The 24,422-nt window shown below is 56.7% G+C and carries 21 protein-coding genes; 16 read left to right on the plus strand and 5 right to left on the minus strand.

Translation table 11 applies throughout. The annotated features are described in order from the left end of the window. Positions 1-5: 5 nt before the first annotated feature. Complete coding sequence (locus QRN36_RS03235; RefSeq protein ID WP_373568690.1) at positions 6-2,651, minus strand: glucosidase; 2,646 nt, start codon at positions 2,649-2,651, stop codon at positions 6-8. Positions 2,652-3,208: 557 nt separating this feature from the next. Here QRN36_RS03235 and QRN36_RS03240 point away from each other — a divergent pair. Then, positions 3,209-4,357, plus strand: coding sequence for an acyltransferase (locus QRN36_RS03240; RefSeq protein WP_285422790.1), 1,149 nt, complete (start codon positions 3,209-3,211; stop codon positions 4,355-4,357). A 66-nt stretch (positions 4,358-4,423) separates the two neighbouring features. On the opposite strand, the gene gyrB is transcribed toward QRN36_RS03240, so the two are convergent. The 4 genes from gyrB to dnaA are packed head-to-tail and all read right to left on the minus strand — an operon-like array spanning position 4,424 to position 10,644. After that, entirely contained in the window at positions 4,424-6,841 is a 2,418-nt protein-coding gene (gyrB, locus tag QRN36_RS03245) for a DNA topoisomerase (ATP-hydrolyzing) subunit B (protein WP_093466531.1), read from the minus strand. Between the two features lie 4 nt (positions 6,842-6,845). After that, positions 6,846-7,949 (minus strand): DNA replication/repair protein RecF, encoded by a 1,104-nt coding sequence (recF, locus tag QRN36_RS03250; RefSeq protein WP_285422791.1) that lies wholly within the window; start codon positions 7,947-7,949, stop codon positions 6,846-6,848. A 14-nt stretch (positions 7,950-7,963) separates the two neighbouring features. Beyond that, the gene (gene dnaN / locus QRN36_RS03255) at positions 7,964-9,067 is read right to left on the minus strand and encodes a DNA polymerase III subunit beta (RefSeq protein WP_093466527.1); all 1,104 of its coding nucleotides are present in this window, start codon (positions 9,065-9,067) and stop codon (positions 7,964-7,966) included. 35 nt (positions 9,068-9,102) lie between these two features. Beyond that, the gene (gene dnaA, locus QRN36_RS03260; RefSeq protein WP_285422792.1) at positions 9,103-10,644 is read right to left on the minus strand and encodes a chromosomal replication initiator protein DnaA; all 1,542 of its coding nucleotides are present in this window, start codon (positions 10,642-10,644) and stop codon (positions 9,103-9,105) included. Positions 10,645-11,231: 587 nt separating this feature from the next. Between dnaA and rpmH the strand changes: the two genes are divergently transcribed. From rpmH to atpA, 15 genes are all read left to right on the plus strand, one after another. Next, on the plus strand, positions 11,232-11,366 hold the full coding sequence (gene rpmH / locus QRN36_RS03265) for a 50S ribosomal protein L34 (RefSeq protein WP_002551315.1): 135 nt from the start codon (positions 11,232-11,234) through the stop codon (positions 11,364-11,366). 16 nt (positions 11,367-11,382) lie between these two features. Continuing rightward, positions 11,383-11,781, plus strand: coding sequence for a ribonuclease P protein component (rnpA, locus tag QRN36_RS03270; RefSeq protein ID WP_093466525.1), 399 nt, complete (start codon positions 11,383-11,385; stop codon positions 11,779-11,781). Then, positions 11,774-12,019: a membrane protein insertion efficiency factor YidD gene (gene yidD / locus QRN36_RS03275; protein ID WP_062386233.1), complete on the plus strand. Its 246-nt coding sequence runs from the start codon at positions 11,774-11,776 to the stop codon at positions 12,017-12,019. The genes rnpA and yidD overlap by 8 nt, the downstream gene beginning before the upstream one ends. 2 nt (positions 12,020-12,021) lie before the next feature. Beyond that, positions 12,022-13,701 carry a membrane protein insertase YidC gene (gene yidC, locus QRN36_RS03280; protein ID WP_285422793.1) on the plus strand — a complete coding sequence of 560 codons (1,680 nt, stop codon included), beginning with the start codon at positions 12,022-12,024 and terminating at the stop codon, positions 13,699-13,701. Between the two features lie 78 nt (positions 13,702-13,779). Then, the gene (mnmE, locus tag QRN36_RS03285) at positions 13,780-15,150 is read left to right on the plus strand and encodes a tRNA uridine-5-carboxymethylaminomethyl(34) synthesis GTPase MnmE (protein ID WP_285422794.1); all 1,371 of its coding nucleotides are present in this window, start codon (positions 13,780-13,782) and stop codon (positions 15,148-15,150) included. Positions 15,151-15,664: 514 nt separating this feature from the next. Then, positions 15,665-17,563: a tRNA uridine-5-carboxymethylaminomethyl(34) synthesis enzyme MnmG gene (gene mnmG, locus QRN36_RS03290; protein ID WP_285422795.1), complete on the plus strand. Its 1,899-nt coding sequence runs from the start codon at positions 15,665-15,667 to the stop codon at positions 17,561-17,563. Then, the gene (rsmG, locus tag QRN36_RS03295) at positions 17,560-18,204 is read left to right on the plus strand and encodes a 16S rRNA (guanine(527)-N(7))-methyltransferase RsmG (protein WP_285422797.1); all 645 of its coding nucleotides are present in this window, start codon (positions 17,560-17,562) and stop codon (positions 18,202-18,204) included. Before mnmG ends, rsmG begins: the two co-directional genes overlap by 4 nt. Before the next feature lie 18 nt (positions 18,205-18,222). Then, the gene (locus QRN36_RS03300) at positions 18,223-19,017 is read left to right on the plus strand and encodes a ParA family protein (RefSeq protein ID WP_093466515.1); all 795 of its coding nucleotides are present in this window, start codon (positions 18,223-18,225) and stop codon (positions 19,015-19,017) included. A 9-nt stretch (positions 19,018-19,026) separates the two neighbouring features. Then, positions 19,027-19,899 (plus strand): ParB/RepB/Spo0J family partition protein, encoded by an 873-nt coding sequence (locus tag QRN36_RS03305; RefSeq protein WP_285422798.1) that lies wholly within the window; start codon positions 19,027-19,029, stop codon positions 19,897-19,899. A gap of 146 nt (positions 19,900-20,045) precedes the next feature. Beyond that, a complete protein-coding gene (locus tag QRN36_RS03310; RefSeq protein WP_285422799.1) occupies positions 20,046-20,453 on the plus strand; it encodes a F0F1 ATP synthase subunit I in 408 nt (135 codons plus the stop codon). A 16-nt stretch (positions 20,454-20,469) separates the two neighbouring features. Continuing rightward, the gene (atpB, locus tag QRN36_RS03315; protein WP_285422800.1) at positions 20,470-21,339 is read left to right on the plus strand and encodes a F0F1 ATP synthase subunit A; all 870 of its coding nucleotides are present in this window, start codon (positions 20,470-20,472) and stop codon (positions 21,337-21,339) included. Positions 21,340-21,475: 136 nt separating this feature from the next. Then, on the plus strand, positions 21,476-21,733 hold the full coding sequence (atpE, locus tag QRN36_RS03320; protein ID WP_002555987.1) for a F0F1 ATP synthase subunit C: 258 nt from the start codon (positions 21,476-21,478) through the stop codon (positions 21,731-21,733). Between the two features lie 57 nt (positions 21,734-21,790). Next, on the plus strand, positions 21,791-22,261 hold the full coding sequence (locus QRN36_RS03325; protein ID WP_285422801.1) for a F0F1 ATP synthase subunit B: 471 nt from the start codon (positions 21,791-21,793) through the stop codon (positions 22,259-22,261). Positions 22,262-22,273: 12 nt separating this feature from the next. Beyond that, complete coding sequence (locus QRN36_RS03330) at positions 22,274-22,810, plus strand: F0F1 ATP synthase subunit delta (protein ID WP_037016920.1); 537 nt, start codon at positions 22,274-22,276, stop codon at positions 22,808-22,810. A gap of 21 nt (positions 22,811-22,831) precedes the next feature. Further along, positions 22,832-24,376: a F0F1 ATP synthase subunit alpha gene (gene atpA / locus QRN36_RS03335; protein ID WP_062386207.1), complete on the plus strand. Its 1,545-nt coding sequence runs from the start codon at positions 22,832-22,834 to the stop codon at positions 24,374-24,376. Positions 24,377-24,422: the final 46 nt, after the last annotated feature.

Raw genomic sequence — 24,422 nt, forward strand, 5'->3', positions numbered from 1 at the left:
CTGGCTTATTCCTTCGGTTGCAGCAGCAACGCGACCAGCGCACTCCAGCCAGTCTGATGAGACGCTCCCAGACCCCGGCCATTTTCTCCATGGAAGTACTCGTGAAACAGCACCAGGTCCCGGCTGTCCGGGTCCAGTTCTAGCTGTGGATAACCGGCCATTGACGGACGGTTTCCCTGCTCATCACGAAGAAAGAGCCTACAAATGCGTAGGGTCAGTCCGTCGGCCACTTCTCCCAGCGAGGCCAGATAACCTGAGCCAGTGGGGTATTCCACAGAGAAATTCGTATCGTAATAGCGATGAAACTCACGCAATGACTCGATCAGCATGTAGTTCAGCGGCATCCAGACCGGGCCGCGCCAATTGGAGTTCCCGCCAAACAGTCGGGAGTCGGACTCCGCGGGTTCGTAGTCGGCGCACAGGGTGTTGCCGTTAATGTGCATGCTGAACGGCTGATCGGCATAATGCCGCGAGAGCGAACGCACGCCGAAGGTCGAGAGAAACTCGGTCTCATCGAGCATGCGCCTGACCAGATCCTTGGTCCGCTGACCACGCAGCAGGGCGAGCAGTAACCGGTTGCCCTTGCCGGGTTCTGTCCACCGAGAGACCAGTGCGGCGAGATCCGGTCGATGTTGCAGGAACCCCAGCAGTCGCTCGCGCAGCCCGTTCAACCCCTCATGTTCCCGCTGTTCGAGCACGCGAACAGCGAATAACGGGATGAGCCCGACAAAAGAGCGCAGTCGCACTGACTCACGCAGTCCGTCTGGGCGATGCAGTACGTCATAAAAGAAGCCGTCCTGATCGTCCCAAAGGCCTGCGACGTCTTGATCGTCAACCTGATTGATCGCGCCCGCGATGTACAGGAAGTGCTCGAAAAACTTCACCGAGATATCCACATACGCTTCATTATGCTGCGCCAGCTCCAGCGCGATCCTCATCAGATCCAGCGCGTACGCGGCGACCCACGCGGTGCCGTCTGCCTGATCGAGCTGATAGCCCGGGGCGAGGGCGGCAGAACGATCAAACAGTCCGATGTTGTCGAGCCCGAGGAAGCCGCCCTGAAATATATTGTGGCCTTCCGTGTCCTTGCGATTCACCCACCAGGAAAAATTCAGCAGCAGCTTGTGGAAAACCCTTTCCAGGAAAGCCAGGTCGCCTTGGCCCCGCTGGGCTTTTTCCATCTGATAGACCCGCCAGCAGGCCCATGCGTGCACCGGCGGGTTGGCATCGTCGAAGCGCCACTCATAAGCGGGCAGTTGCCCGTTTGGGTGCATGAAGCGATCTTTGACCAATAGCAGCAACTGTTCCTTGGCGAAATCTGGATCGATCAGCGCAAAGGCAACCGCCTGAAATGCCAGATCCCATGACGCATACCACGGGTATTCCCATTTGTCCGGCATCGACACGATGTCGAAGTTGCACAGATGCCGCCATTGGCTGTTACGGACATCGGCGCGCTGAGCGGGGACAGGATCGTGAGTTGCATCACCTTCAAGCCAGGCTTTGACGTCGAAGTGATACAGCTGCTTGGACCACAGCAATCCGGCCAGCGCCTGACGTTGAACGTTGCGGGCGTCATCATCTTGAAGACCGTGTTGCAGCGCGCCGAAATACTCGTCTGCTTCAGCGCGACGTTGTTCAAACAATGCCTTGGCGTTGACGTGGGGCGAGCCGACGGGGGCGAAGCGAAGATACACCGCCTGCGATTCTCCCCCGGCCAGATTCAGGACGAAGTGCGCCGCAGCCTTGGTCCCAGCATCACGCCGGACGGCCTGGGGATCGGCTCCCACGAGGTGTTCGTTTATGCCGTCCTTGAACGGGCCATCGGCGGGCTTGCCGAAAAGTCTGGGCATGTTGGTGGCGTTCTCACAGAACAACCACTCACACGCCTCGCGCCCCCAGGCCGTGACTTCTTTTTCCGCCTCACGAGGATGGCGCGCAATGATTCGGGTTTCGTCCAGTGTAAGGGTAGGGCGCTCACATGCTTCGGGATTCCAACTCCATACATCGCGCGCCCAGATCTGCGGTAAGACGTGGAGGCTTGCAGCGCAGTCGGACCGATTGACCACCGTCACGCGCATGAAAATATCGTCAGCGGTGTGCTTGGCGTACTCGATGCTGATATCGAAATAGTGATTGTCATTGAATACGCCGGTATCGAGCACTTCATACTCTGGATCGTTCAACCCCCTGCGGGCGTTTTCCTCCACGAGGTCGGCGTAGGGAAATGCCGCGTGCGGGTATTTGTAGAGCATCCTCATATAAGCATGGCTGGGCAGGCAGTCGACGTGAAAATACAGCTCCTTCACATCTTCCCCATGATTCCCCTCGGCATTGTTGAGTCCGAACAGTCGCTCTTTGAGGATCGCGTCGCGGCCGTTCCATAGCCCCAGCGCGATGCACCAGTGTTGCGATTTATCCGAGAAACCGGCTAGCCCGTCTTCGCCCCATCGATAGGCCCGGCTGCGCGCATGATCGTGTGGGAAGTAATCCCAGGCATTGCCGTCCGGACTGTAGTCCTCGCGAACGGTGCCCCACTGACGATCACTGAGATAGGGCCCCCATTCACGCCACTGCGCTGCATCCGGTCCTTCAAGGCGCATGCCTTCAACCGTGTCTCTCAAGTTCTGACGTCTCGAATCGTCGGGCATGTCGACTTCCACACTTAGCGGACGGGGACGACGCTGATATTTCAAAATCTATCGATCAGCGACGTCGGTCAAATTATTGGCTGGCAAGTTCTTCACCTGCCGATTACCGATGGCAATTAGACGGGCCATACCTCGGGTGTATCGTTTCAAGGTCGAAACACGGTTTCGATGTGGCGCGTTGTCAGGACGAGCAGCATCACAGCGGTCAATGGATCAAAACGTCACTGCCCTGATCGCGGGAGGCAGTTTGAGTATGTTGGGTCCGGACCTCCAGACGAAACAATAACTTCAATCTGATCCAGATGCTTGCGGCAACAGCGTGATGGGTTTTCACGGTAATCCAGTGGCCAGCGGCACCCATACTGTTGAACCGCCTTGCCGCGCCATTCATTGAACAACCTGCGATGTCGGATGGCAGGTTTTTGCAGCGTATTTCGCATCACGGCTCAACGGGTTGACGGCGTTTCGGGTGGGAGCAGGGAAGGGCACCGCATGAAGGCTCATTGACGAAAAGCTGTGCCAAAACCCAACAGGATATTGCAGGGAAGGAAGCAGGCATGAAGAGGTTCCAGGTGCTGGACAGTTTCCGCGGGCTGTGTGCGCTGAGCGTCGCGATCTACCATGTGCACATTTCACAAAGCTTCGGCGAGTGGGCATTCTTTCGCAATGCTCATTATCTGGTCAGCTTCTTCTTTGTACTCAGCGGCTTCGTCATGTGTCACACATACGGTCGACGGCTGCAAGCGAACGGGCAGTTTCGGCAATTTTTCATAACGCGAACCATGCGGCTCTATCCCTTGCATGTCTTTGTGCTTGGGCTCGCTATCGGCCTCGAGTGCGTCAAACTGGCAGCCGAACATTCAGGGCTTTCGTTCAATCAGGGCAGCTTTACAGGGCAGCGGGCGCCGCAGGAGATCATTCCAAACCTATTGCTCTTGCAATCATGGTGGCCGGGCTTCAATCCGCAGTCCTTCAACTTCCCGGCGTGGAGCATCAGCGTCGAGTATTACATCTACATGATCTTCGCCGGCATTCTGCTGTTCTCATCCGCAGCAGCGCTCAAGATTTTCGCTTTGATGTCATTCATCGCAACGGCCATGCTGTTCTTGGGCATTGCGCCTTTGGCCGAACCGGTTCTGCAAGGACTCTCCTGTTTTTTTGCCGGCGTCATGACCTACCAAATCTACCTGATGATTCAGGCGTGGAGGGGCTCCGCATGGTTGTACACCGTGGCTGAAGCCACCGGGATCACACTTGTGGCCATCGCCATGGTTTCAGATCTGCCACAGAAACAGATCATGCTGACTCTGCTGTTCTGTGCCGTGATTCTGATGTTTTCGTTCGAAGGAGGTCTTTTGTCGAAGGCATTGAAAGCAAGGGCCTTTGAGCAACTGGGCACGCTGTCTTACTCGATCTACATGACGCACGCGATGATTCTGTTTACTGCCACGTTGAGCCTTCTCATGGTTGGGAAGTTCACCGGGCAATCCTGGGTGACTTACCCCACCGAAGGGCCTGGGCCTTACCTGTCGTTCAATAACCCGATCCTGGACAACCTGCTGTTGGTAGCCTTGCTCGTCGTCATCATTGCCCTCTCTGCATTGACCTACCACTTCGTCGAATTGCGGGGAATTCAGTGGGGGAAACGTTGGGCCAGGAAGGGTGATTTGATGCCTGGCGCAAAGCCGGCCAACACGCCGGTTTAGTCAGTCCACAACAAAAAAGCCCCGAATGACGCGAGTCATTCGGGGCTTTTGTTGACGCATCCGGGATCAGAAATCCAGGTTAGAAACCGCCAATGCGTTGGCTTCGATGAAGTCGCGACGTGGCTCGACTGCATCTCCCATCAAGGTGTTGAAGATCTGGTCCGCTGCGATAGCGTCCTCGATCGTGACCTTGAGCATACGACGAACAGTCGGGTCCATAGTGGTTTCCCACAGCTGATCCGGGTTCATTTCGCCCAGTCCTTTATAGCGCTGGATGGTGTGGCGCTTGGTACTTTCCGCCATCAGCCAGGCCAGCGCTTCCTTGAACTCGGTCACTGGTTTCTTGCGCTCGCCACGCTGAACGTAAGCGCCTTCCTCCAGCAGGGTACTGATCTGAGCGCCCAAGGCAGTGACTGTTTTGTAGTCATTGCTGCCGAAGAAGTCACGGTTGAACGTTACGTAGTTCGACAAGCCATGGGAGATCAATTCGACCTCTGGCAACCAGACATTCCGCTCACGGTCTTCACGCAGGCTGGCCTTGTATACCAGACCGGACTTCTCGCCGACGCGCAGACGCTCGTCAAACTTGGCGAGCCAGTCCTGCATCGCAGCGTGGTCTGACAGTTGCTCCATGGCCACCGGTGGCAGGTACACGAAATGCTCGGTCAGCTCCTGCGGATACAGGCGAGACAGACGCTTGAGCGTTTTCATCACCATCCGGAAATCGTTGACCAGTTTCTCCAAAGCGGCGCCAGAAATACCAGGGGCGGACTCGTTCAGGTGCAGGCTCGCATCTTCCAGAGCCGACTGCGTCATGTACTCTTCCATGGCGTCGTCGTCTTTGATGTACTGCTCTTGCTTGCCCTTTTTGACTTTGTACAAAGGCGGCTGAGCGATGTAGATGTAGCCGCGCTCAACCAGCTCCGGCAATTGACGGAAGAAGAAGGTCAGCAACAGGGTACGAATGTGCGAACCGTCGACGTCAGCATCCGTCATGATGATGATGTTGTGATAACGCAGTTTGTCGATGTTGTACTCTTCGCGGCCAATACCGCAGCCGAGCGCAGTGATCAACGTGCCGACTTCCTGCGAGGAAATCATCTTGTCGAAACGGGCTTTCTCAACGTTCAGGATCTTGCCCTTGAGCGGCAGGATCGCCTGAGTCTTGCGGTTGCGTCCCTGCTTGGCCGAACCGCCAGCAGAGTCACCTTCCACGAGATACAGCTCAGAAAGGGCAGGGTCTTTCTCCTGGCAGTCAGCCAGTTTCCCCGGCAGGCCGGCGATATCCAGAGCGCCCTTGCGGCGTGTCATCTCGCGCGCCTTGCGAGCCGCTTCACGGGCGCGGGCGGCGTCGATCATCTTGCCCACGACGGCCTTGGCTTCGTTCGGATTTTCCAGCAGGAAGTCAGAGAAGTATTTACCCATCTCCTGTTCAACTGCGGTCTTCACTTCGGACGAGACCAGTTTGTCTTTGGTCTGGGAACTGAATTTCGGATCTGGCACCTTGACCGAAATGATAGCGGTCAGGCCTTCACGGGCATCGTCACCGGTGGTGGCGACTTTATGCTTCTTCGCCAGACCTTCCTGCTCGATGTAGTTGTTCAGGTTGCGAGTCAGCGCCGAACGGAAACCAACGAGGTGAGTACCGCCGTCGCGCTGAGGAATGTTGTTCGTGAAGCACAACAGGTTTTCGTTGAAGCTGTCATTCCATTGCAGAGCGATCTCGACGCCCACGCCATCGTCACGCTGAACGTTGAAGTGGAATACCTGGTTGACCGCAGTCTTGTTGGTGTTGAGGTATTCGACAAAAGCGCGCAACCCGCCTTCATACTTGAACAGCTCTTCCTTACCGCTGCGCTCGTCCTTGAGAACGATGCCCACGCCGGAGTTCAGGAAGGAAAGTTCGCGAATACGCTTCGCCAGAATGTCCCAGCTGAAGTGAATATTCTTGAAGGTGTCGGCAGATGGCTTGAAGTGGATCTGCGTGCCTGTGGTGTCGCTGTCACCCACAATTTTCATCGGTTCCTGTGGAACACCGTGAACGTAGGTCTGCTCCCAGATTTTTCCGCTACGACGCACCGTCAGTTTCAGCTCTTCCGACAGGGCGTTCACAACAGAAACGCCGACGCCGTGAAGACCGCCAGACACCTTGTACGAGTTGTCGTCGAACTTACCGCCAGCGTGCAGGACCGTCATGATGACTTCTGCTGCCGAAACGCCTTCTTCTTTATGCACATCCACCGGAATGCCGCGACCGTTGTCGCGTACGGTGATCGACTCGTCCGGATGGATAATGATGCTGATGTCATCGCAGTGACCTGCGAGCGCCTCATCAATCGAGTTATCCACCACTTCAAAAACCATGTGGTGGAGACCGCTGCCATCGTCCGTATCGCCGATGTACATACCGGGACGCTTGCGTACGGCATCAAGTCCTTTCAGCACCTTAATGCTGGACGAGTCGTACGTTTGATTTTCGCTCATGCATTCACTCCCGATGGTCGTGGGTCTGGGTGATACAGCCGTGTTCCACGTGGAACAAAGCAACCGGCGTATCCGTCTGCCAGCCTTCCCTCAACAATTCATGATCTACACAGGTGATGAACACCTGGCAGCGTAATTCTTCCAGCAAGCGACATAGTGCGCTGCGGTGGTGCTCGTCGAGTTCTGAAGGCAGATCGTCGACGAGATAAATACATTGGCCGCGACGGGCCTGGCTCACTAAATGGCCTTGGGCAATACGTAGCGCGCAGACCACCAGTTTCTGCTGTCCGCGCGACAGAATATCCGCTGCGTTGTGACCGCCGAGCCGCAGCCGCAAATCAGCCCGTTGGGGTCCCGCTTGGGTATGGCCGATCTGCTGGTCCCGATGAAGAGACGAAGCGAGCACCGAGCCGAGATCTTTCTCTTTGTCCCAGCCGCGGTAGTAACTAAGGGTCAAGCCCTCGAGCTGGACTAACTCGCTAAGGGTTTGCTCAAAAACCGGCTTGAGTGCTTTGATGTACGCGCGCCGAAACTCGTCGATCTCATCGCTCGCCAAACACAGTTCTCGGTCCCACGCAGCTTGTGAAGCGACGTCAAGTGTACCATGTCGAAGCCACGAGTTTCGCTGCCTCAGGGCCTTCTGCAAGCGCTGCCAAGTGGCCATAAATCGAGGTTCCACGTGGAACACTCCCCAATCCAGGAATTGCCGACGAATCTTCGGCGCGCCTTCCAGCAGTCGGAAGCTGTCAGGATTGATCAACTGAAGTGGCAGGGTTTCCGCAAGCTGCGCTGCGCTCTTTGCGCTTTGACCATCGATGCGGATTTGAAACTCGCCTTGGCGATCACGCGAGATTCCGAGGCTGCTATGCCCACCTTCAGCTAACTCGACCTGTCCAAATACCGTGCACGCGGGTTGCTCATATTGAATGACAGGTTGCAGCCGCACGCTTCGAAATGATCTGGCGAGACCAAGCAGATGTATGGCTTCAAGGACACTGGTTTTACCACTGCCATTGGCGCCATAAAGGATGTTGATGCGGGGAGAAGGAGAGAAGGTCACCGGTTGCAGATTGCGCACCCCGGTGACCGAGACGCGACTAAGAGACATCTATTGGCTGCTGATTACAGGCGCATCGGCATGACAACATAAGCCGAATCGTCGTTGCCGGATTCCTGCACCAACGCGCTGCTGTTCGAGTCGGACAAAATCAAACGCACTTGCTCGGTGGTCATGACGCCCAATACGTCCAGCAGGTAGCTGACGTTGAAGCCGATCTCCAGAGAACTGCCGTTGTAATCGACGCTGATTTCTTCTTCCGCTTCTTCCTGTTCAGGGTTGTTCGCCTGAATCTTCAGCTGACCGCTTGCGAGTTGCAGGCGAATACCGCGGTATTTCTCGTTGGAGAGAATAGCGGTGCGGCTGAACGCTTCGCGCAGTGCCTGGCGATCGCCAACAACCAGCTTGTCGCCGCCTTTAGGCAACACACGTTCGTAGTCCGGGAATTTGCCGTCCACCAGCTTCGAGGTAAATGTGAACTCACCCGTCGTTGCACGAATGTGATGCTGACCCAGCACAATGCTGACCAGGCCATCCTGCTCAGTCAGAAGACGCGCGAGTTCCAGAATACCCTTACGTGGAACGATCACCTGATGACGATCGGCCTGCTCGATTTCCGCCGCCATTGAACACATCGCCAGGCGGTGACCGTCGGTTGCGACCGCGCGAAGCACGCCCGACTGCACTTCAAGCAACATGCCGTTGAGGTAGTAGCGGACGTCCTGCTGAGCCATCGCAAAGCTGGTGCGCTCGATCAAACGACGCATCTTGCTCTGCACAAGGTTGAAGGTCAGTGAGCCCGGGCCTTCTTCAACTGTCGGGAAATCGTTGGCTGGCAGCGTGGACAGGGTGAATCGACTGCGGCCTGCTTTGACAACCAGCTTCTGTTCATCGACTTTGACGTCGATCAGCGCGTCGTTCGGCAGGCTTTTGCAGATGTCCATCAGCTTGCGAGCGGGTACGGTGATTTCGCCCGGTTCTGCAGGCTCTTCCAGTTGGACACGACCTACCAGTTCGACTTCCAGGTCAGTACCCGTCAAGGACAGTTGCTGGCCCTCGACGACCAACAGCACGTTCGACAGAACCGGCAAGGTCTGGCGGCGTTCAACAACGCCTGCGACCAGTTGCAGGGGTTTCAACAGGGCTTCGCGTTGAATGGTGAAATGCATGGTCTAGTCCCTTGCCTTGATAAGCTGCGTCGGCATCACGTAGTCAAAGTACGCAGCAGGTTCTTGTAGTCCTCGCGGATGTCCGCATCGGATTCTTTAAGCTCGTTGATCTTGCGGCATGCGTGCAGCACGGTGGTATGGTCGCGGCCGCCAAACACATCGCCGATCTCCGGGAGACTGTGGTTGGTCAACTCCTTGGACAATGCCATCGCCACCTGCCGTGGCCGGGCGACCGATCTCGAACGACGTTTCGACAAAAGGTCGGAGATCTTGATCTTGTAGTATTCAGCGACTGTACGCTGAATGTTATCCACACTCACCAGCTTGTCTTGCAACGCCAGCAGGTCCTTGAGGGACTCGCGTATCAGTTCGATGGTGATGTCGCGGCCCATGAAGTGCGAGTGAGCGATGACGCGCTTGAGCGCACCCTCGAGCTCACGCACGTTGGACCGGATCCGCTGGGCGATGAAAAACGCTGCGTCGTGGGGCAGTTCGACCTTCGCCTGATCCGCCTTTTTCATCAGGATCGCTACGCGAGTTTCCAGCTCGGGTGGTTCCACAGCAACCGTCAGTCCCCAGCCGAAACGCGATTTCAGACGTTCCTCGAGGCCTTCGATTTCTTTTGGATAACGGTCACTGGTCAGGATCACCTGCTGACCACCCTCCAGCAACGCGTTGAAGGTGTGGAAAAACTCTTCCTGAGAACGTTCCTTGCGCGCAAAGAACTGGATATCGTCGATCAGCAATGCGTCGACAGAGCGGTAGAACCGCTTGAATTCGTTGATCGCATTTAACTGCAGCGCCTTGACCATGTCGGCAACGAAGCGCTCGGAATGCAGATAGACAACTTTCGCATTCGGATTCTTCTTGAGCAGATGATTGCCGACAGCGTGCATCAAGTGCGTTTTACCCAGGCCAACACCGCCATAAAGGAAAAGCGGGTTATAGCCATGCTTGGGGTTATCCGCTACCTGCCAGGCGGCCGCACGAGCCAGCTGGTTGGATTTACCCTCGACGAAATTCTCGAAGGTAAACGTGCGATTCAGGTAGCTGGTGTGCTTGAGCGCGCCTTCAACCTGAACATTACGCTGCTCGGCACGCGCCGGAGCCTGCTGAGAGCTGGCACCCGCCATAGGGTCGAAGCTTGCGCGCGAAGGCTCGTCATCCACATCCAGAGAGGCTTGAACGGTAGGAGCAGGGGCCACAACGGGTGCAGTGACCGGCGCAGAGGCGCTGACTTCGCTGCTCGCGGCGGCCTGCGCGGCGTGAGCCTGAGAAGCAGCGGCGGCGGCAGCCAGTGGTGCGTTGGGCGCAGCCCGAGGCGCAGAGCTGCGTTTGCTGCCTATTAATAAGGAAAGCGCAGGCGCGATGCCCTGACCGTGCTCACCCAGCAATTCAAGCAGCCGGCTCAGGTACTTCTCGTTGACCCAATCGAGCACAAAACGGTTGGGCGCGTAGACACGCAATTCGTCGCCTTCGGCTTCGACCTGTAGCGGACGGATCCAGGTGTTGAATTGCTGGGCAGGCAGCTCATCGCGCAATAGCTCTACGCACTGCTGCCAAAGTTCCACTGACACGGACATCCCCTAAGTTCAAAAGCCGGTGAGGCAAAATCAAGCGCCCATTGTAACCACCCGACGTGGACTTATCCACATGTAGGACGCTAAGAGACACCTCAAAATCAAGCGTTTATCAAAAAGGAAGCCGACAAACGGCACGCCCGTAAGCTATGTGGATAACTCGATCTCAGGGCTTTGCATAACTCGGGGTCGAAATCTGTGGATAAGCGCCCTGTGGATAAATAGCCTTTTCACCCACAGGTTTTCCGACTGCGAAGCACAGTCGCCGCACCGCTTGTGGACAGAGTTCAGTTTCTCTGTACATCAGGCATGATGGGGCTCTCAGAGTGTTATCCACAGATAGGCCGCGCTTAAGCTTTTATAAGCTTTACAGAAAAGCTTTAAATACTCTCCTTCTTTATTTCTATGTCTATGCCATGTTCAGGCTGCGTTCGGTTTGCGCAGCGAGCCTAGGAATCCCTATAAGAAGTAAATGCAGGAAACGCTGGTTGGAAATTGACCTACGGGCCTGCTTTCTCTAGAATCCCCGGTCTCTTAAAACGGGGGCCATTCCGGCCCGTTGTGGACGAACCAGGTAACACGCCATGAAACGTACTTTCCAACCCAGCACTATCAAGCGCGCTCGCACCCACGGTTTCCGTGCTCGCATGGCCACCAAGAACGGTCGCGCAGTTCTGTCGCGTCGTCGCGCCAAAGGCCGTAAGCGTCTGGCAGTTTGATTAATCGGCACAGGTGGTGAGTCGAGACTTCAGTCGGGAAAAGCGTTTGCTGACACCCCGGCATTTCAAGGCAGTCTTTGACTCCCCTACCGGCAAGGTTCCGGGGAAAAATCTCCTGCTCCTTGTGCGCAATAACGACCTTGATCACCCCCGTCTCGGATTGGTGATCGGTAAAAAGAGCGTCAAGCTCTCCGTCGAGCGCAATCGCTTGAAGCGCCTGATGCGCGAATCGTTTCGCCTCCACCAGGACAATCTGGTTGGTTGGGATATCGTCGTTGTCGCGCGTAAAGGCTTGGGTGACATTGAAAACCCCGAATTGATTCAGCATTTCGGCAAGCTCTGGAAACGTCTGGCGCGCAGCCGGCCAACAGAAGTCAAAACCGAAACTGCGGGGGTAGACAGTCCTGATGCGTAAACTGGCACTCGTTCCGATCCAGTTTTACCGCTATGCCATTAGTCCCCTGATGGCCAGTCACTGTCGTTTCTACCCCAGTTGCTCCTGCTACGCGTACGAAGCCATCGAAAATCATGGCCTGGTACGCGGCGGCTGGCTGACCTTACGTCGCTTAGGTCGCTGTCATCCGTGGAATCCCGGTGGTTTCGACCCGGTTCCACCAGCTCCCACCTCCCGTTCCTCTTCGATGGCCGAGTAATCATGGATATTAAACGCACGATCCTGATCGTCGCCCTGGCAATCGTGACCTATGTCGGTGTCCTCAAATGGAACCAGGACTACGGTCAGGCAGCCTTGCCGACTCAGAATGTTGCTGCCAACACCAATACATCCGCTATTCCCGATGCTCCACAAGGTTCTACTGCTGCAAACGCAGACGTTCCAAGTGCCACCGGAGAAGTCGCTGCGCCAGCTGAAACCCCTGTTGTTGCCAGCAAAGATCTCATCCAGGTGAAGACGGACGTTCTGAATCTGGAAATCGACCCGGTCGGCGGTGATGTGGTGCAGCTGCGCCTGCCGCTTTACCCGCGCCGTCAGGACCATCCTGAGATTCCATTTCAGTTGTTTGATAACGGTGGCGAGCGCGTTTTCCTCGCGCAGAGCGGTTTGACAGGTGTTAATGGTCCTGATGCCCGCGCGTCCGGTCGCCCTGTTTACGCAGCCACCCAGAAAAGTTATCAACTGGCCGACGGTCAGAATGATCTGGTCGTGGATCTGAAATTCAGCGATGCCGGCGTCAACTACATCAAGCGCTTCACGTTCAAACGCGGCTTGTATGACCTGACCGTCAGTTATCTGATCGATAACCAAAGCGCTCAGGCCTGGAACGGTAATCTGTTCGCGCAACTGAAACGCGACGCCAGTGCCGACCCATCGTCCACCACTGCCACCGGTACCGCTACCTACCTGGGTGCTGCCATGTGGACACCTTCGGAACCTTACAAAAAGGTTTCGATGAAGGACATCGACAAAGGCTCCATTAAAGATACCGTTCAAGGTGGCTGGGTTGCCTGGTTGCAGCACTATTTCGTAACCGCCTGGATCCCGAACAAGGCTGACAACAACACTGTCACCACGCGTAAAGACAGTGCCGGCAATTACATCATTGGTTTTACCGGCCCGGCAGTGACTGTAGCGCCGGGCGCCAAGGCTGAAACAACGACCACGTTGTACGCCGGTCCGAAAAGTCAGGCTGTCCTGAAAGAGTTGTCCCCAGGTCTGGAGTTGACCGTCGACTACGGCATTCTGTGGTTCATTGCCCAGCCTATTTTCTGGCTGCTGCAACATATCCACAGCATCGTGGGTAACTGGGGCTGGTCGATCATCTTCCTGACCATGCTGATCAAAGGGCTTTTCTTCCCTCTGTCGGCCGCCAGTTACAAGTCGATGGCCCGCATGCGTGCTGTTGCACCTCGTCTGGCTGCACTGAAAGAGCAACATGGCGATGACCGTCAGAAGCTTTCTCAGTCGATGATGGAGCTGTACAAGAAGGAGAAGATCAACCCGCTGGGCGGATGCTTGCCGATTCTTGTTCAGATGCCGGTATTCCTCTCGTTGTACTGGGTACTGCTGGAAAGCGTCGAGATGCGTCAGGCGCCTTGGCTGCTGTGGATAACCGACCTGTCGATCAAGGATCCGTTCTTCATCCTGCCGATCATCATGGGTGCGACGATGTTCATTCAGCAGCGACTGAACCCGACACCGCCGGATCCGATGCAGGCCAAGGTGATGAAGCTGATGCCGATCATCTTCACCTTTTTCTTCCTGTGGTTCCCTGCAGGTCTGGTGCTGTACTGGGTTGTGAACAACACCTTGTCCATCACGCAACAGTGGTACATCACCCGCAGCATCGAGGCGAAAGCCAAGAAAGCCGCCGCCTGATCTACCCTGTTGATAAGTAAATCAGAACGCCCCCTCGTGGGGCGTTTTGCTATCTGACAGTTATTCAGGAGCAGGACCATGAACGTCCCTCGTGAAACCATTGCAGCGATCGCGACTGCCCAAGGCCGCGGCGGCGTGGGCATCGTGCGTATATCCGGTCCGTTAGCCAGCACGTGCGCCAAAGAGATCGTGGGCAAACAGCCCCAGCCGCGTTACGCGCATTACGGAGCCTTCCACGACCAGCAAGGCCTGGTGATCGATGAAGGGATTGCCCTTTATTTTCCCGGTCCGAATTCTTTCACCGGGGAAGACGTCCTTGAGCTGCAAGGGCATGGCGGACCCGTTGTGCTCGACATGTTGCTGCAACGCTGCGTACAGCTGGGCAGCCGACTGGCGCGTCCGGGAGAGTTCAGTGAGCGAGCGTTCCTCAACGACAAGCTCGATCTGGCTCAGGCGGAAGCCATCGCGGATCTGATCGAGGCAAGTTCTGCACAGGCTGCCCGAAATGCGCTGCGATCTCTGCAGGGCGCCTTTTCCACCCGTGTGCATAACTTGACCGAGCAACTGATCAGCTTGCGGATCTATGTGGAAGCGGCGATTGATTTTCCTGAAGAGGAGATCGACTTCCTTGCAGATGGCCACGTCTTGCGCATGCTTGATGACGTGAGGCAACAGTTATCCACAGTGGTGCGCGAAGCCAGTCAGGGCGCCTTGCTGCGGGACGGCATGACCGTGGTGATTGCGGGGCGACCCAACGCCGGCAAATCGAGCCTGCTCAACGCTCTGGCAGGCAGGGAAGCGGCGATCGTTACGGAAATCGCGGGTACGACGCGGGACATCCTGCGCGAACATATCCACATCGATGGCATGCCCCTGCACGTTGTAGATACTGCTGGTCTGCGCGACACCCAGGACCAGGTCGAACGGATCGGCGTCGAACGCGCATTGAAGGCGATCGGTGAAGCTGATCGCATTCTGCTGGTCGTCGACGCAACCGCGCCGGAGGCCACCGATCCATTTGCGTTATGGCCGGAATTTCTCGATCAACGCCCTGATCCGTCGAACGTTACGCTCATTCGTAACAAGGCAGATCTGAGCGGTGATCCAGTAGGTCTGCTAGTGAGCAGCGATGGTCATGTGACGATCAACCTGAGCGCCAAGGCTGGCGGTGAGGGCCTTGAGTTGCTTCGTGAGCATTTGAAGGCCTGCATGGGTTATCAACAGACTTCTGAAAGCAGCTTCAGCGCACGTCGACGTCATCTGGAGGCGCTCAACAAGGCCAGCGCTTCCCTCGAGCATGGCAGGTCTCAACTGACGCTTGCAGGCGCCGGCGAGTTATTGGCCGAAGATCTGCGACTGGCCCAGCAATACTTGGGCGAAATTACCGGCGCATTCAGCTCCGACGATCTGCTGGGACGCATTTTCTCCAGCTTCTGCATCGGCAAGTAAATACCCTTCCCCAGCAGGCCCACCTCCCGGGCCTGCTTCCTTTCTCCTGTGACGCCCTCTCTTCATACCGGTCTCCATGGCCGAGGGCGTCTGCACGTCTTGATTGATTCCCCCCCGAGATATTCAGCGCAGGAGCCCTGTGCATAACCAACGTTCAGCTCAGTTGATAACTGGGCTTCTGACCTGAGGATAATCGCGACTGTGGGTAACCTGCTATTTAATCCACAGGCTTAAACGGGTTATCCAAGCCCCTCATGCTTATCTGATCACAGGCTTTTGATTCTCTGTACATCACGTATATCAAGGGCTGTGGCTGTTTATCCACAGATATCTGTCTCTCTAAACATAAACATAAAAACAAAGATTTTATAAATTTCTTTCTTTTTTACTTTTTTAACCGCCTTCCATCCACAGCTGGTTAAATTTTGCGCAAAAGGTTCCTTTCAGGGGGGCGAAGTCCCTATACTTGCCGCCAATTTCCTATTCCCCCCAAAAAACAGGCACGAGGTGCGTGGTGGATTTCCCTTCCCGTTTTGAAGTGATCGTCATCGGCGGCGGTCATGCCGGTACCGAGGCAGCACTTGCGTCTGCTCGCATGGGTGCAAAAACCCTGCTGTTGACGCACAACGTGGAAACCCTCGGGCAGATGAGTTGTAACCCCGCCATTGGTGGCATTGGTAAAAGCCATCTGGTTAAAGAGATCGACGCCTTGGGCGGCGCGATGGCAATGGCTACCGACCTGGGCGGCATTCAGTTTCGCGTGCTCAACAGCCGCAAAGGCCCGGCCGTGCGCGCGACGCGTGCACAGGCAGACCGCATTCTCTATAAGGCGGCGATTCGCGAGATCATCGAAAATCAGCCGAATCTGTGGATATTCCAGCAATCCTGCGATGACCTGATCGTCGAACAGGACCAGGTCCGTGGCGTTGTGACCCAGATGGGTCTGCGTTTCATGGCAGATTCCGTGGTACTGACGACCGGCACCTTCCTGGGTGGACTTATCCACATCGGTTTGCAGAATTACTCCGGTGGTCGCGCCGGCGATCCTCCGTCGATCGCCCTCGCGCGTCGCTTGCGTGAACTGCCGTTGCGCGTTGGCAGGCTGAAAACAGGTACACCTCCGCGCATCGACGGTCGGTCTGTAGATTTTTCGGTGATGACCGAGCAGCCTGGCGATACACCGATTCCGGTGATGTCGTTTCTGGGTTCCAAAGAACAGCATCCGCGCCAGGTCAGTTGCTGGATCACCCACACCAATGCCCGAACGCACGAAATCATCGCCGCGAATCTTGATCGCTCGCCGATGTATTCCGCAGCCGGTGAAATCGAAGGGGTCGGTCCTCGCTACTGCCCGTCGATCGAAGACAAGATTCATCGGTTCGCCGATAAGGAAAGCCATCAGGTTTTCATCGAACCGGAAGGCCTGACCACCCATGAGCTGTACCCGAACGGCATCTCGACGTCGCTGCCGTTCGATGTCCAGCTGCAGATCGTCCGTTCGATCCGCGGGATGGAAAACGCGCACATCGTGCGTCCGGGCTACGCCATCGAATACGACTATTTCGATCCTCGAGATCTGAAATACAGCCTGGAAACCAAGGTCATCGGCGGTCTTTTCTTCGCTGGACAGATCAACGGCACCACCGGTTACGAAGAAGCCGGTGCGCAAGGTCTGCTCGCCGGGGCCAACGCCGCGTTGCGTGCGCAAGGCAAGGAAAGCTGGTGCCCGCGCCGGGATGAGGCCTACATCGGCGTACTCGTGGACGATCTGATCACGCTGGGCACACAAGAGCCTTATCGGATGTTTACCTCACGGGCCGAATACCGTCTGATCCTGCGCGAGGACAATGCCGACCTGCGGCTGACCGAGAAGGGCCGCGAACTGGGCCTGGTCGATGATGCGCGCTGGGCAGCGTTCTGCGCCAAGCGCGAAGGCATCGAACAGGAAGAGCAGCGTTTGAAATCCACCTGGATTCGTCCGGGGACCGAGCAGGGCGATGCGGTTTCTGCCCATTTCGGCACACCGCTGACTCACGAATACAACCTGCTCAATCTGCTGAGTCGTCCGGAAGTGGATTACGCCAGTCTGGTTGGACTGACCGGAAACGGCTCGACCGACCCACAGGTCGCCGAGCAGGTTGAGATCAAGACCAAATACGCCGGCTACATCGACCGCCAGCAAGATGAGATCGCTCGGCTGCGCGCCAGCGAAGACACCAAGCTGCCAGCCGATATCGACTACACCGGTATTTCGGGACTTTCCAAAGAAATTCAGAGCAAGCTGGGGATAACTCGTCCGGAAACTCTCGGTCAGGCGTCCAGAATCCCGGGCGTCACGCCTGCGGCGATTTCTCTGTTGATGATTCACTTGAAAAAACGCGGCGCGGGCCGTCAGTTGGAGCAAAGCGCTTGAGTTCGTTGGTCACCCCGCAGCACGCAGAAGAACTGACCCGAGGCGCCCGCGAACTGGGCGTCGAGTTGAGCGACAGCCAGCATAGCCAGCTACTTGGCTATCTGGGCTTGCTCATCAAATGGAACAAGGCCTACAACCTGACTGCCGTCCGCGATCCCGATGAAATGGTCTCGCGTCATCTGCTCGACAGCCTGAGCGTCGTGCCCTTCATCGAGGGCGAGCGTCAGCTGGACGTCGGCAGTGGCGGCGGTATGCCCGGTATTCCACTGGCCATTCTGTTCCCGGACATGAACGTCACGTGTCTGGACAGCAACGGCAAGAAGACCCGCTTTCTCACCCAGGTAAAGCTCGAGCTCAAACTCGCGAACCTTGAAGTTATCCACAGTCGTGCGGAAGCCTTCCAGCCCGAGCTGCCGTTCACAGGGATCATCTCTCGCGCCTTCAGCAGCCTCGAGGACTTCACGCAGTGGACTCGTCACATGGGCGACGGCAAAACGCGTTGGCTTGCGATGAAAGGTCTGCATCCGGCGGACGAACTGGTAGCATTGCCCGCAGATTTTCATCTGGAAAGCGCGCAAGCCTTGGCCGTACCGGGTTGCCAAGGTCAACGGCATCTGCTGATACTGCGCCGCACGGCATGACAGGGAACACACGCAAGAATGGCTAAGGTATTCGCGATAGCGAACCAAAAAGGGGGTGTGGGTAAAACCACCACCTGCATCAACCTCGCTGCATCGCTGGTTGCTACCAAGCGTCGGGTGTTGTTGATCGATCTCGATCCACAGGGCAACGCCACCATGGGTAGCGGTGTGGATAAACACGCGCTGGAACACTCTGTCTATGATTTGCTGATCGGAGAATGCGACCTCAATCAGGCCATGCACTTTTCCGAGCACGGCGGCTATCAACTGTTGCCTGCCAACCGCGACCTCACTGCAGCGGAAGTCGTTCTGCTGGAAATGCAGATGAAAGAAGCGCGGCTGCGCACGGCGCTGGCGCCGATTCGCGATAACTACGATTACATCCTCATCGACTGTCCACCGTCGCTGTCGATGTTGACGCTCAACGCGTTGGTCGCCGCAGACGGCGTGATCATTCCCATGCAGTGCGAGTACTTCGCACTCGAAGGTCTGAGCGACCTTGTGGATAACATCAAGCGCATCGCCGAACTGCTTAATCCACAGCTGAAGATCGAAGGTCTGCTGCGCACGATGTACGACCCGCGTTTGAGCCTCATCAACGACGTGTCTGCGCAGTTGAAAGAGCATTTCGGCGATCAGCTGTATGACACCGTGATCCCGCGCAACATTCGGTTGGCCGAGGCTCCGAGCTTCGGTATGCCTGCTCTGGCGTATGACAAGACTTCCCGTGGCGCGCTCGCCTACCTGGCGCTGGCCGGGGAAATGGTCCGCCGTCAGCGTCGCTCTTCACGCGCCGCAGCGCAGCCCACTTAAGGAAATCCCATGGCCGTCAAGAAACGAGGACTCGGACGTGGGCTGGACGCACTTCTGAGTAGCCCCACCGTCAGTGCGCTGGAAGAACAGGCTGTTCAAGCCGATCAGCGTGAGTTGCAACACATCCCGCTGGACTTGATTCAGCGTGGCAAGTATCAGCCACGCCGCGACATGGATCCGCAGGCGCTGGAAGAACTGGCCAATTCGATCAAGGCTCAAGGCGTGATGCAGCCGATCGTTGTGCGACCGATCGCGGACAATCGTTTTGAAATCATTGCGGGTGAGCGTCGTTGGCGAGCCAGCCAGCAGGCGGGAATCGATACCATCCCTGCCATGGTTCGCGATGTGCCTGACGAAGCGGCCATCGCCATGGCGCTGATCGAGAACATCCAGCGCGAAGACCTCAATCCGATCGAAGAAGCCATCGCGCTGCAGCGACTGCAGCACGAGTTCCAGCTGACCCAGCAGCAAGTTGCCGAGGCTGTGGGTAAGTCCCGCGTGAGCGTGGCTAATCTGCTGCGTCTGATCGCCCTGCCTGAAGTCATCAAGACGATGCTTTCCCATGGCGATCTTGAAATGGGCCATGCGCGTGCCTTGCTGGGTTTGCCGGAAGATCAACAGGTTGAAGGGGCGCGACACGTTGTCGCACGTGGACTGACCGTGCGCCAGACCGAGGCACTGGTTCGCCAGTGGCTGAGCGGCAAACAGGAGCCTGCGGCCCCGGTCAAAGCCGACCCGGACATCACTCGCCTGGAGCAGCGTCTGGCCGAGCGCCTAGGCTCTGCGGTGCAGATCCGCCACGGACAGAAGGGAAAAGGCCAGCTGGTTATTCGTTATAACTCGCTGGACGAGCTCCAAGGCGTCCTCGCTCACATTCGCTGAAACATATCGTCCGTAGCGCGTAGTCGGAAATCACTACCCGGCAGTTGAATAGGGGCTGAACCGCCCCTATACTCTGCGCGCATTTTGTCGGCACAAATTATGCCAAGTTATTGATTTTGGCGGCCGGCTTACGAGGAGCCCATGTGATGGAGACACGCACGCCAAACCGCTTGCCGTTCCATCGTCTGGCTGTTTTCCCGGTACTGCTGGCTCAATTGATCGTCCTGCTGCTGGCAGCGGTGGCGCTTTGGCAGTGGCACGGAGTCGTAGCTGGATACTCAGGACTTTGCGGAGGCCTGATAGCGTGGCTGCCCAATGTGTATTTTGCCCATAAGGCTTTCCGGTTTACCGGTGCCAGGGCAGCGCAAGCCATCGTTCGGTCGTTCTACGCCGGCGAGGCGGGCAAACTGATTTTTACGGCAGTGCTGTTTGCACTGACCTTCGCAGGTATAAAGCCGCTGGCTCCGCTGGCGGTTTTTGGCGTGTTCATGCTGACCCAGTTGGTTAGCTGGTTCGCACCCCTGCTAATGAGAACAAGACTTTCGAGACCTTAGGGCGTTTGAGGCAACCATGGCAGAGCAGACAGCTTCGGGCTATATCCAGCACCACTTGCAGAACTTGACCTTCGGTCATTTGCCTGACGGCACTTGGGGCTTCGCGCATTCCGCAGCAGAAGCAAAAGAAATGGGCTTTTGGGCTTTCCACCTCGATACTCTCGGCTGGTCGGTAGCTCTGGGTCTGATTTTCGTCCTGATCTTCCGCATGGCAGCCAAGAAGGCGACCTCCGGGCAGCCCGGCGCTCTGCAGAACTTCGTTGAAGTCCTCGTCGAGTTCGTCGACGGCAGCGTCAAGGACAGCTTCCACGGTCGCAGTGCCGTCATCGCCCCGCTGGCGCTGACCATCTTCGCCTGGGTGTTCCTGATGAACGCCGTCGACCTCATCCCGGTCGACTGGATTCCTCAACTGGCAATCATGATCACCGGCGATCACCACATTCCGTTCCGCGCGGTGTCGACCACCGACCCGAACGCGACACTGGGTATGGCGCTGTCCGTTTTCGCTCTGATCATTTTCTACAGCATCAAGATCAAGGGCATTGGCGGCTTTATCGGTGAACTGACCCTTCATCCTTTCGGCAGCAAGAATATTTTCGTTCAGGCGCTGTTGATTCCGGTCAACTTCCTGCTTGAATTCGTAACTCTGGTTGCTAAACCGATCTCTCTGGCACTGCGTCTTTTCGGCAACATGTATGCCGGCGAGCTGGTGTTCATCCTGATCGCGGTCATGTTCGGCAGCGGCCTGCTCTGGCTGAGTGGCCTGGGCGTGGTCCTGCAGTGGGCTTGGGCTGTGTTCCACATCCTGATCATCACCCTGCAAGCGTTCATCTTCATGATGCTGACCATCGTTTACCTGTCGATGGCTCACGAAGATAACCATTAAGACACGCCTGGCGAGTCTGATGATCCCCTCGCCAAGGTGAGGGGGTGCCCGCAAGGGCTGATGTAAAAAACGATTTTGTTTTACCGCTTTAATCTAAGAAAACCTAACCAATACGACGTAAAAGTCGGGAGGAAAGATGGAAACTGTAGTTGGTCTAACTGCTATCGCTGTTGCACTGCTGATCGGCCTGGGCGCTCTGGGTACCGCAATCGGTTTCGGCCTGCTGGGCGGTAAATTCCTGGAAGGCGCAGCGCGTCAGCCAGAAATGGTTCCAATGCTGCAAGTTAAAATGTTCATCGTGGCTGGTCTGCTCGACGCCGTAACCATGATCGGTGTTGGTATCGCTCTGTTCTTCACTTTTGCGAACCCCTTCGTTGGTCAACTCGCTGGCTGATCGCTCGAATTTTCGAGTTGATTGGTGTGATGGACAACGAACGAGCGAGGTGTTGGCGTGAACATTAATGCAACCCTGATTGGCCAGTCCGTTGCGTTCTTCATTTTTGTGCTGTTCTGCATGAAGTTCGTGTGGCCTCCGGTCATCGCGGCTTTGCACGAACGTCAGAAGAAGATCGCGGATGGACTGGACGCTGCCACCCGAGCAGCTCGCGACCTGGAGCTGGCCCAAGATAAAGCGGGTCAGCAACTGCGCGAAGCAAAAGCTCAGGCAGCTGAAATCATTGAGCAGGCCAAGAAACGCGGTACTCAGATTGTCGACGAAGCCCGTGAACAGGCTCGTGTCGATGCTGACCGCATCAAGGCTCAGGCTCAGGCCGAGATCGAGCAGGAACTGAACGGCGTCAAAGACGTGCTGCGCGCCCAGCTGGGCAGCCTGGCAGTCAACGGCGCAGAGAAGATCCTGGGTGCCACAATCGATCAAAACGCGCACGCGGAGCTGGTTAACAAACTGGCTGCAGAAATTTAAGCGAGGGCGATCATGGCAGAACTGACCACGTTGGCCCGACCTTACGCTAAGGCAGCCTTCGAGCATGCCCAGGCCCACCAGCAGCTGGCCAATTGGTCAGCCATGCTCGGCCTGGCTGCTGCAGTGTCGCAAGACGACACAATGCAGCGCATGCTCAAGGCCCCGCGACTGACGAGCGCAGACAAGGCCGCCACTTTTATTGAAGTGTGCGGCGACAAGTTCGATGCCAAGGCACAGAATTTCATCCACGTCGTTGCTGAAAACGACCGTCTCCAGCTTCTGCCGGAGATCTCCGAACTGTTCGAGCTGTACAAGGCCGAGCAGGAAAAATCGGTAGATGTGGATGTGACCAGTGCTTTTGCATTGAACCAAGAACAGCAAGACAAACTCGCCAAGGTTCTCAGTGCACGGCTCGGCCGGGAAGTGCGCCTGCACGCTGCGGAGGATGCTGCCCTGATAGGTGGTGTCATCATCCGCGCCGGCGACCTGGTTATCGATGGCTCAGTTCGCGGCAAACTCGCGCAACTAGCCGAAGCATTGAAATCTTGAGTTTGAAGGGGCAGCAGAGCAATGCAGCAACTCAATCCTTCCGAAATAAGTGAAATCATCAAGGGTCGCATCGAGAAACTCGATGTGGCTTCCCAAGCCCGTAACGAAGGCACTGTCGTCAGCGTGTCTGACGGTATCGTGCGGATTCACGGTCTGGCCGACGCTATGTACGGCGAAATGATCGAGTTCCCGGGCGGCGTTTACGGTATGGCACTGAACCTGGAGCAAGACTCCGTGGGTGCGGTGGTACTGGGCGCTTACACCTCTCTGGCTGAAGGCATGAGTGCCAAGTGCACCGGCCGCATCCTGGAAGTTCCGGTTGGTAAGGAACTGCTGGGTCGCGTTGTCGACGCACTGGGTAACCCGGTCGACGGCAAAGGTCCGCTGAACAACACCGAGACCGATGCGGTCGAGAAAGTTGCTCCAGGCGTGATCTGGCGTAAGTCGGTAGACCAGCCTGTACAGACTGGCTACAAGGCTGTCGATGCGATGATCCCTGTCGGCCGTGGCCAGCGTGAGCTGATCATCGGTGACCGTCAGATCGGTAAAACCGCTCTGGCGATCGACGCGATCATCAACCAGAAAGACAGCGGTATTTTCTGCGTCTACGTAGCTGTTGGTCAGAAGCAATCGACCATCGCCAACGTTGTGCGCAAGCTGGAAGAAAACGGCGCTCTGGCCAACACCATCATCGTGGCTGCCAGTGCTTCGGAATCTCCTGCGCTGCAATTCCTGGCACCTTATGCCGGTTGCACCATGGGCGAATACTTCCGCGACCGCGGTGAAGACGCGCTGATCGTTTATGACGATCTGTCCAAGCAGGCCGTGGCTTACCGCCAGATCTCCCTGCTGCTGCGTCGTCCACCAGGACGTGAAGCTTACCCAGGTGACGTGTTCTATCTCCACTCCCGTCTGCTGGAGCGCGCATCCCGCGTTTCGGAAGAATACGTAGAGAAGTTCACCAACGGCGCAGTGACCGGCAAAACCGGTTCCCTGACCGCACTGCCGATCATCGAAACCCAGGCTGGCGACGTTTCCGCGTTCGTTCCGACCAACGTGATTTCCATCACCGACGGTCAGATCTTCCTGGAATCGGCCATGTTCAACTCCGGCATCCGCCCGGCAGTGAACGCCGGTGTTTCGGTATCCCGTGTAGGTGGTGCCGCTCAGACCAAGATCATCAAGAAGCTGTCCGGTGGTATCCGTACCGCTCTGGCTCAGTACCGTGAACTGGCGGCATTCGCCCAGTTCGCTTCTGACCTGGACGAAGCGACCCGCAAGCAACTTGAGCATGGTCAGCGCGTTACCGAGCTGATGAAGCAGAAGCAATACGCGCCAATGTCGATCGCTGACATGTCGCTGTCGCTGTATGCCGCTGAGCGTGGGTTCCTGACTGACGTCGAAATCGCCAAGGTCGGCAGCTTTGAACAAGCGCTGATTGCTTACTTCAACCGCGATCACGCCGATTTGATGGCCAAGATCAACGTGAAGGGTGACTTCAATGACGAAATCGATTCTGGCCTCAAAGCCGGTATCGAGAAGTTCAAGGCCACCCAAACCTGGTAAGCCGCAGCGGGAGTCGCGAGGCTCCCGCTTGCTAACCTGATAGGTG

Origin of the sequence: Pseudomonas sp. efr-133-TYG-103a (assembly GCF_030209235.1) — a bacterium.
Classification (GTDB): Bacteria; Pseudomonadota; Gammaproteobacteria; order Pseudomonadales; family Pseudomonadaceae; genus Aquipseudomonas.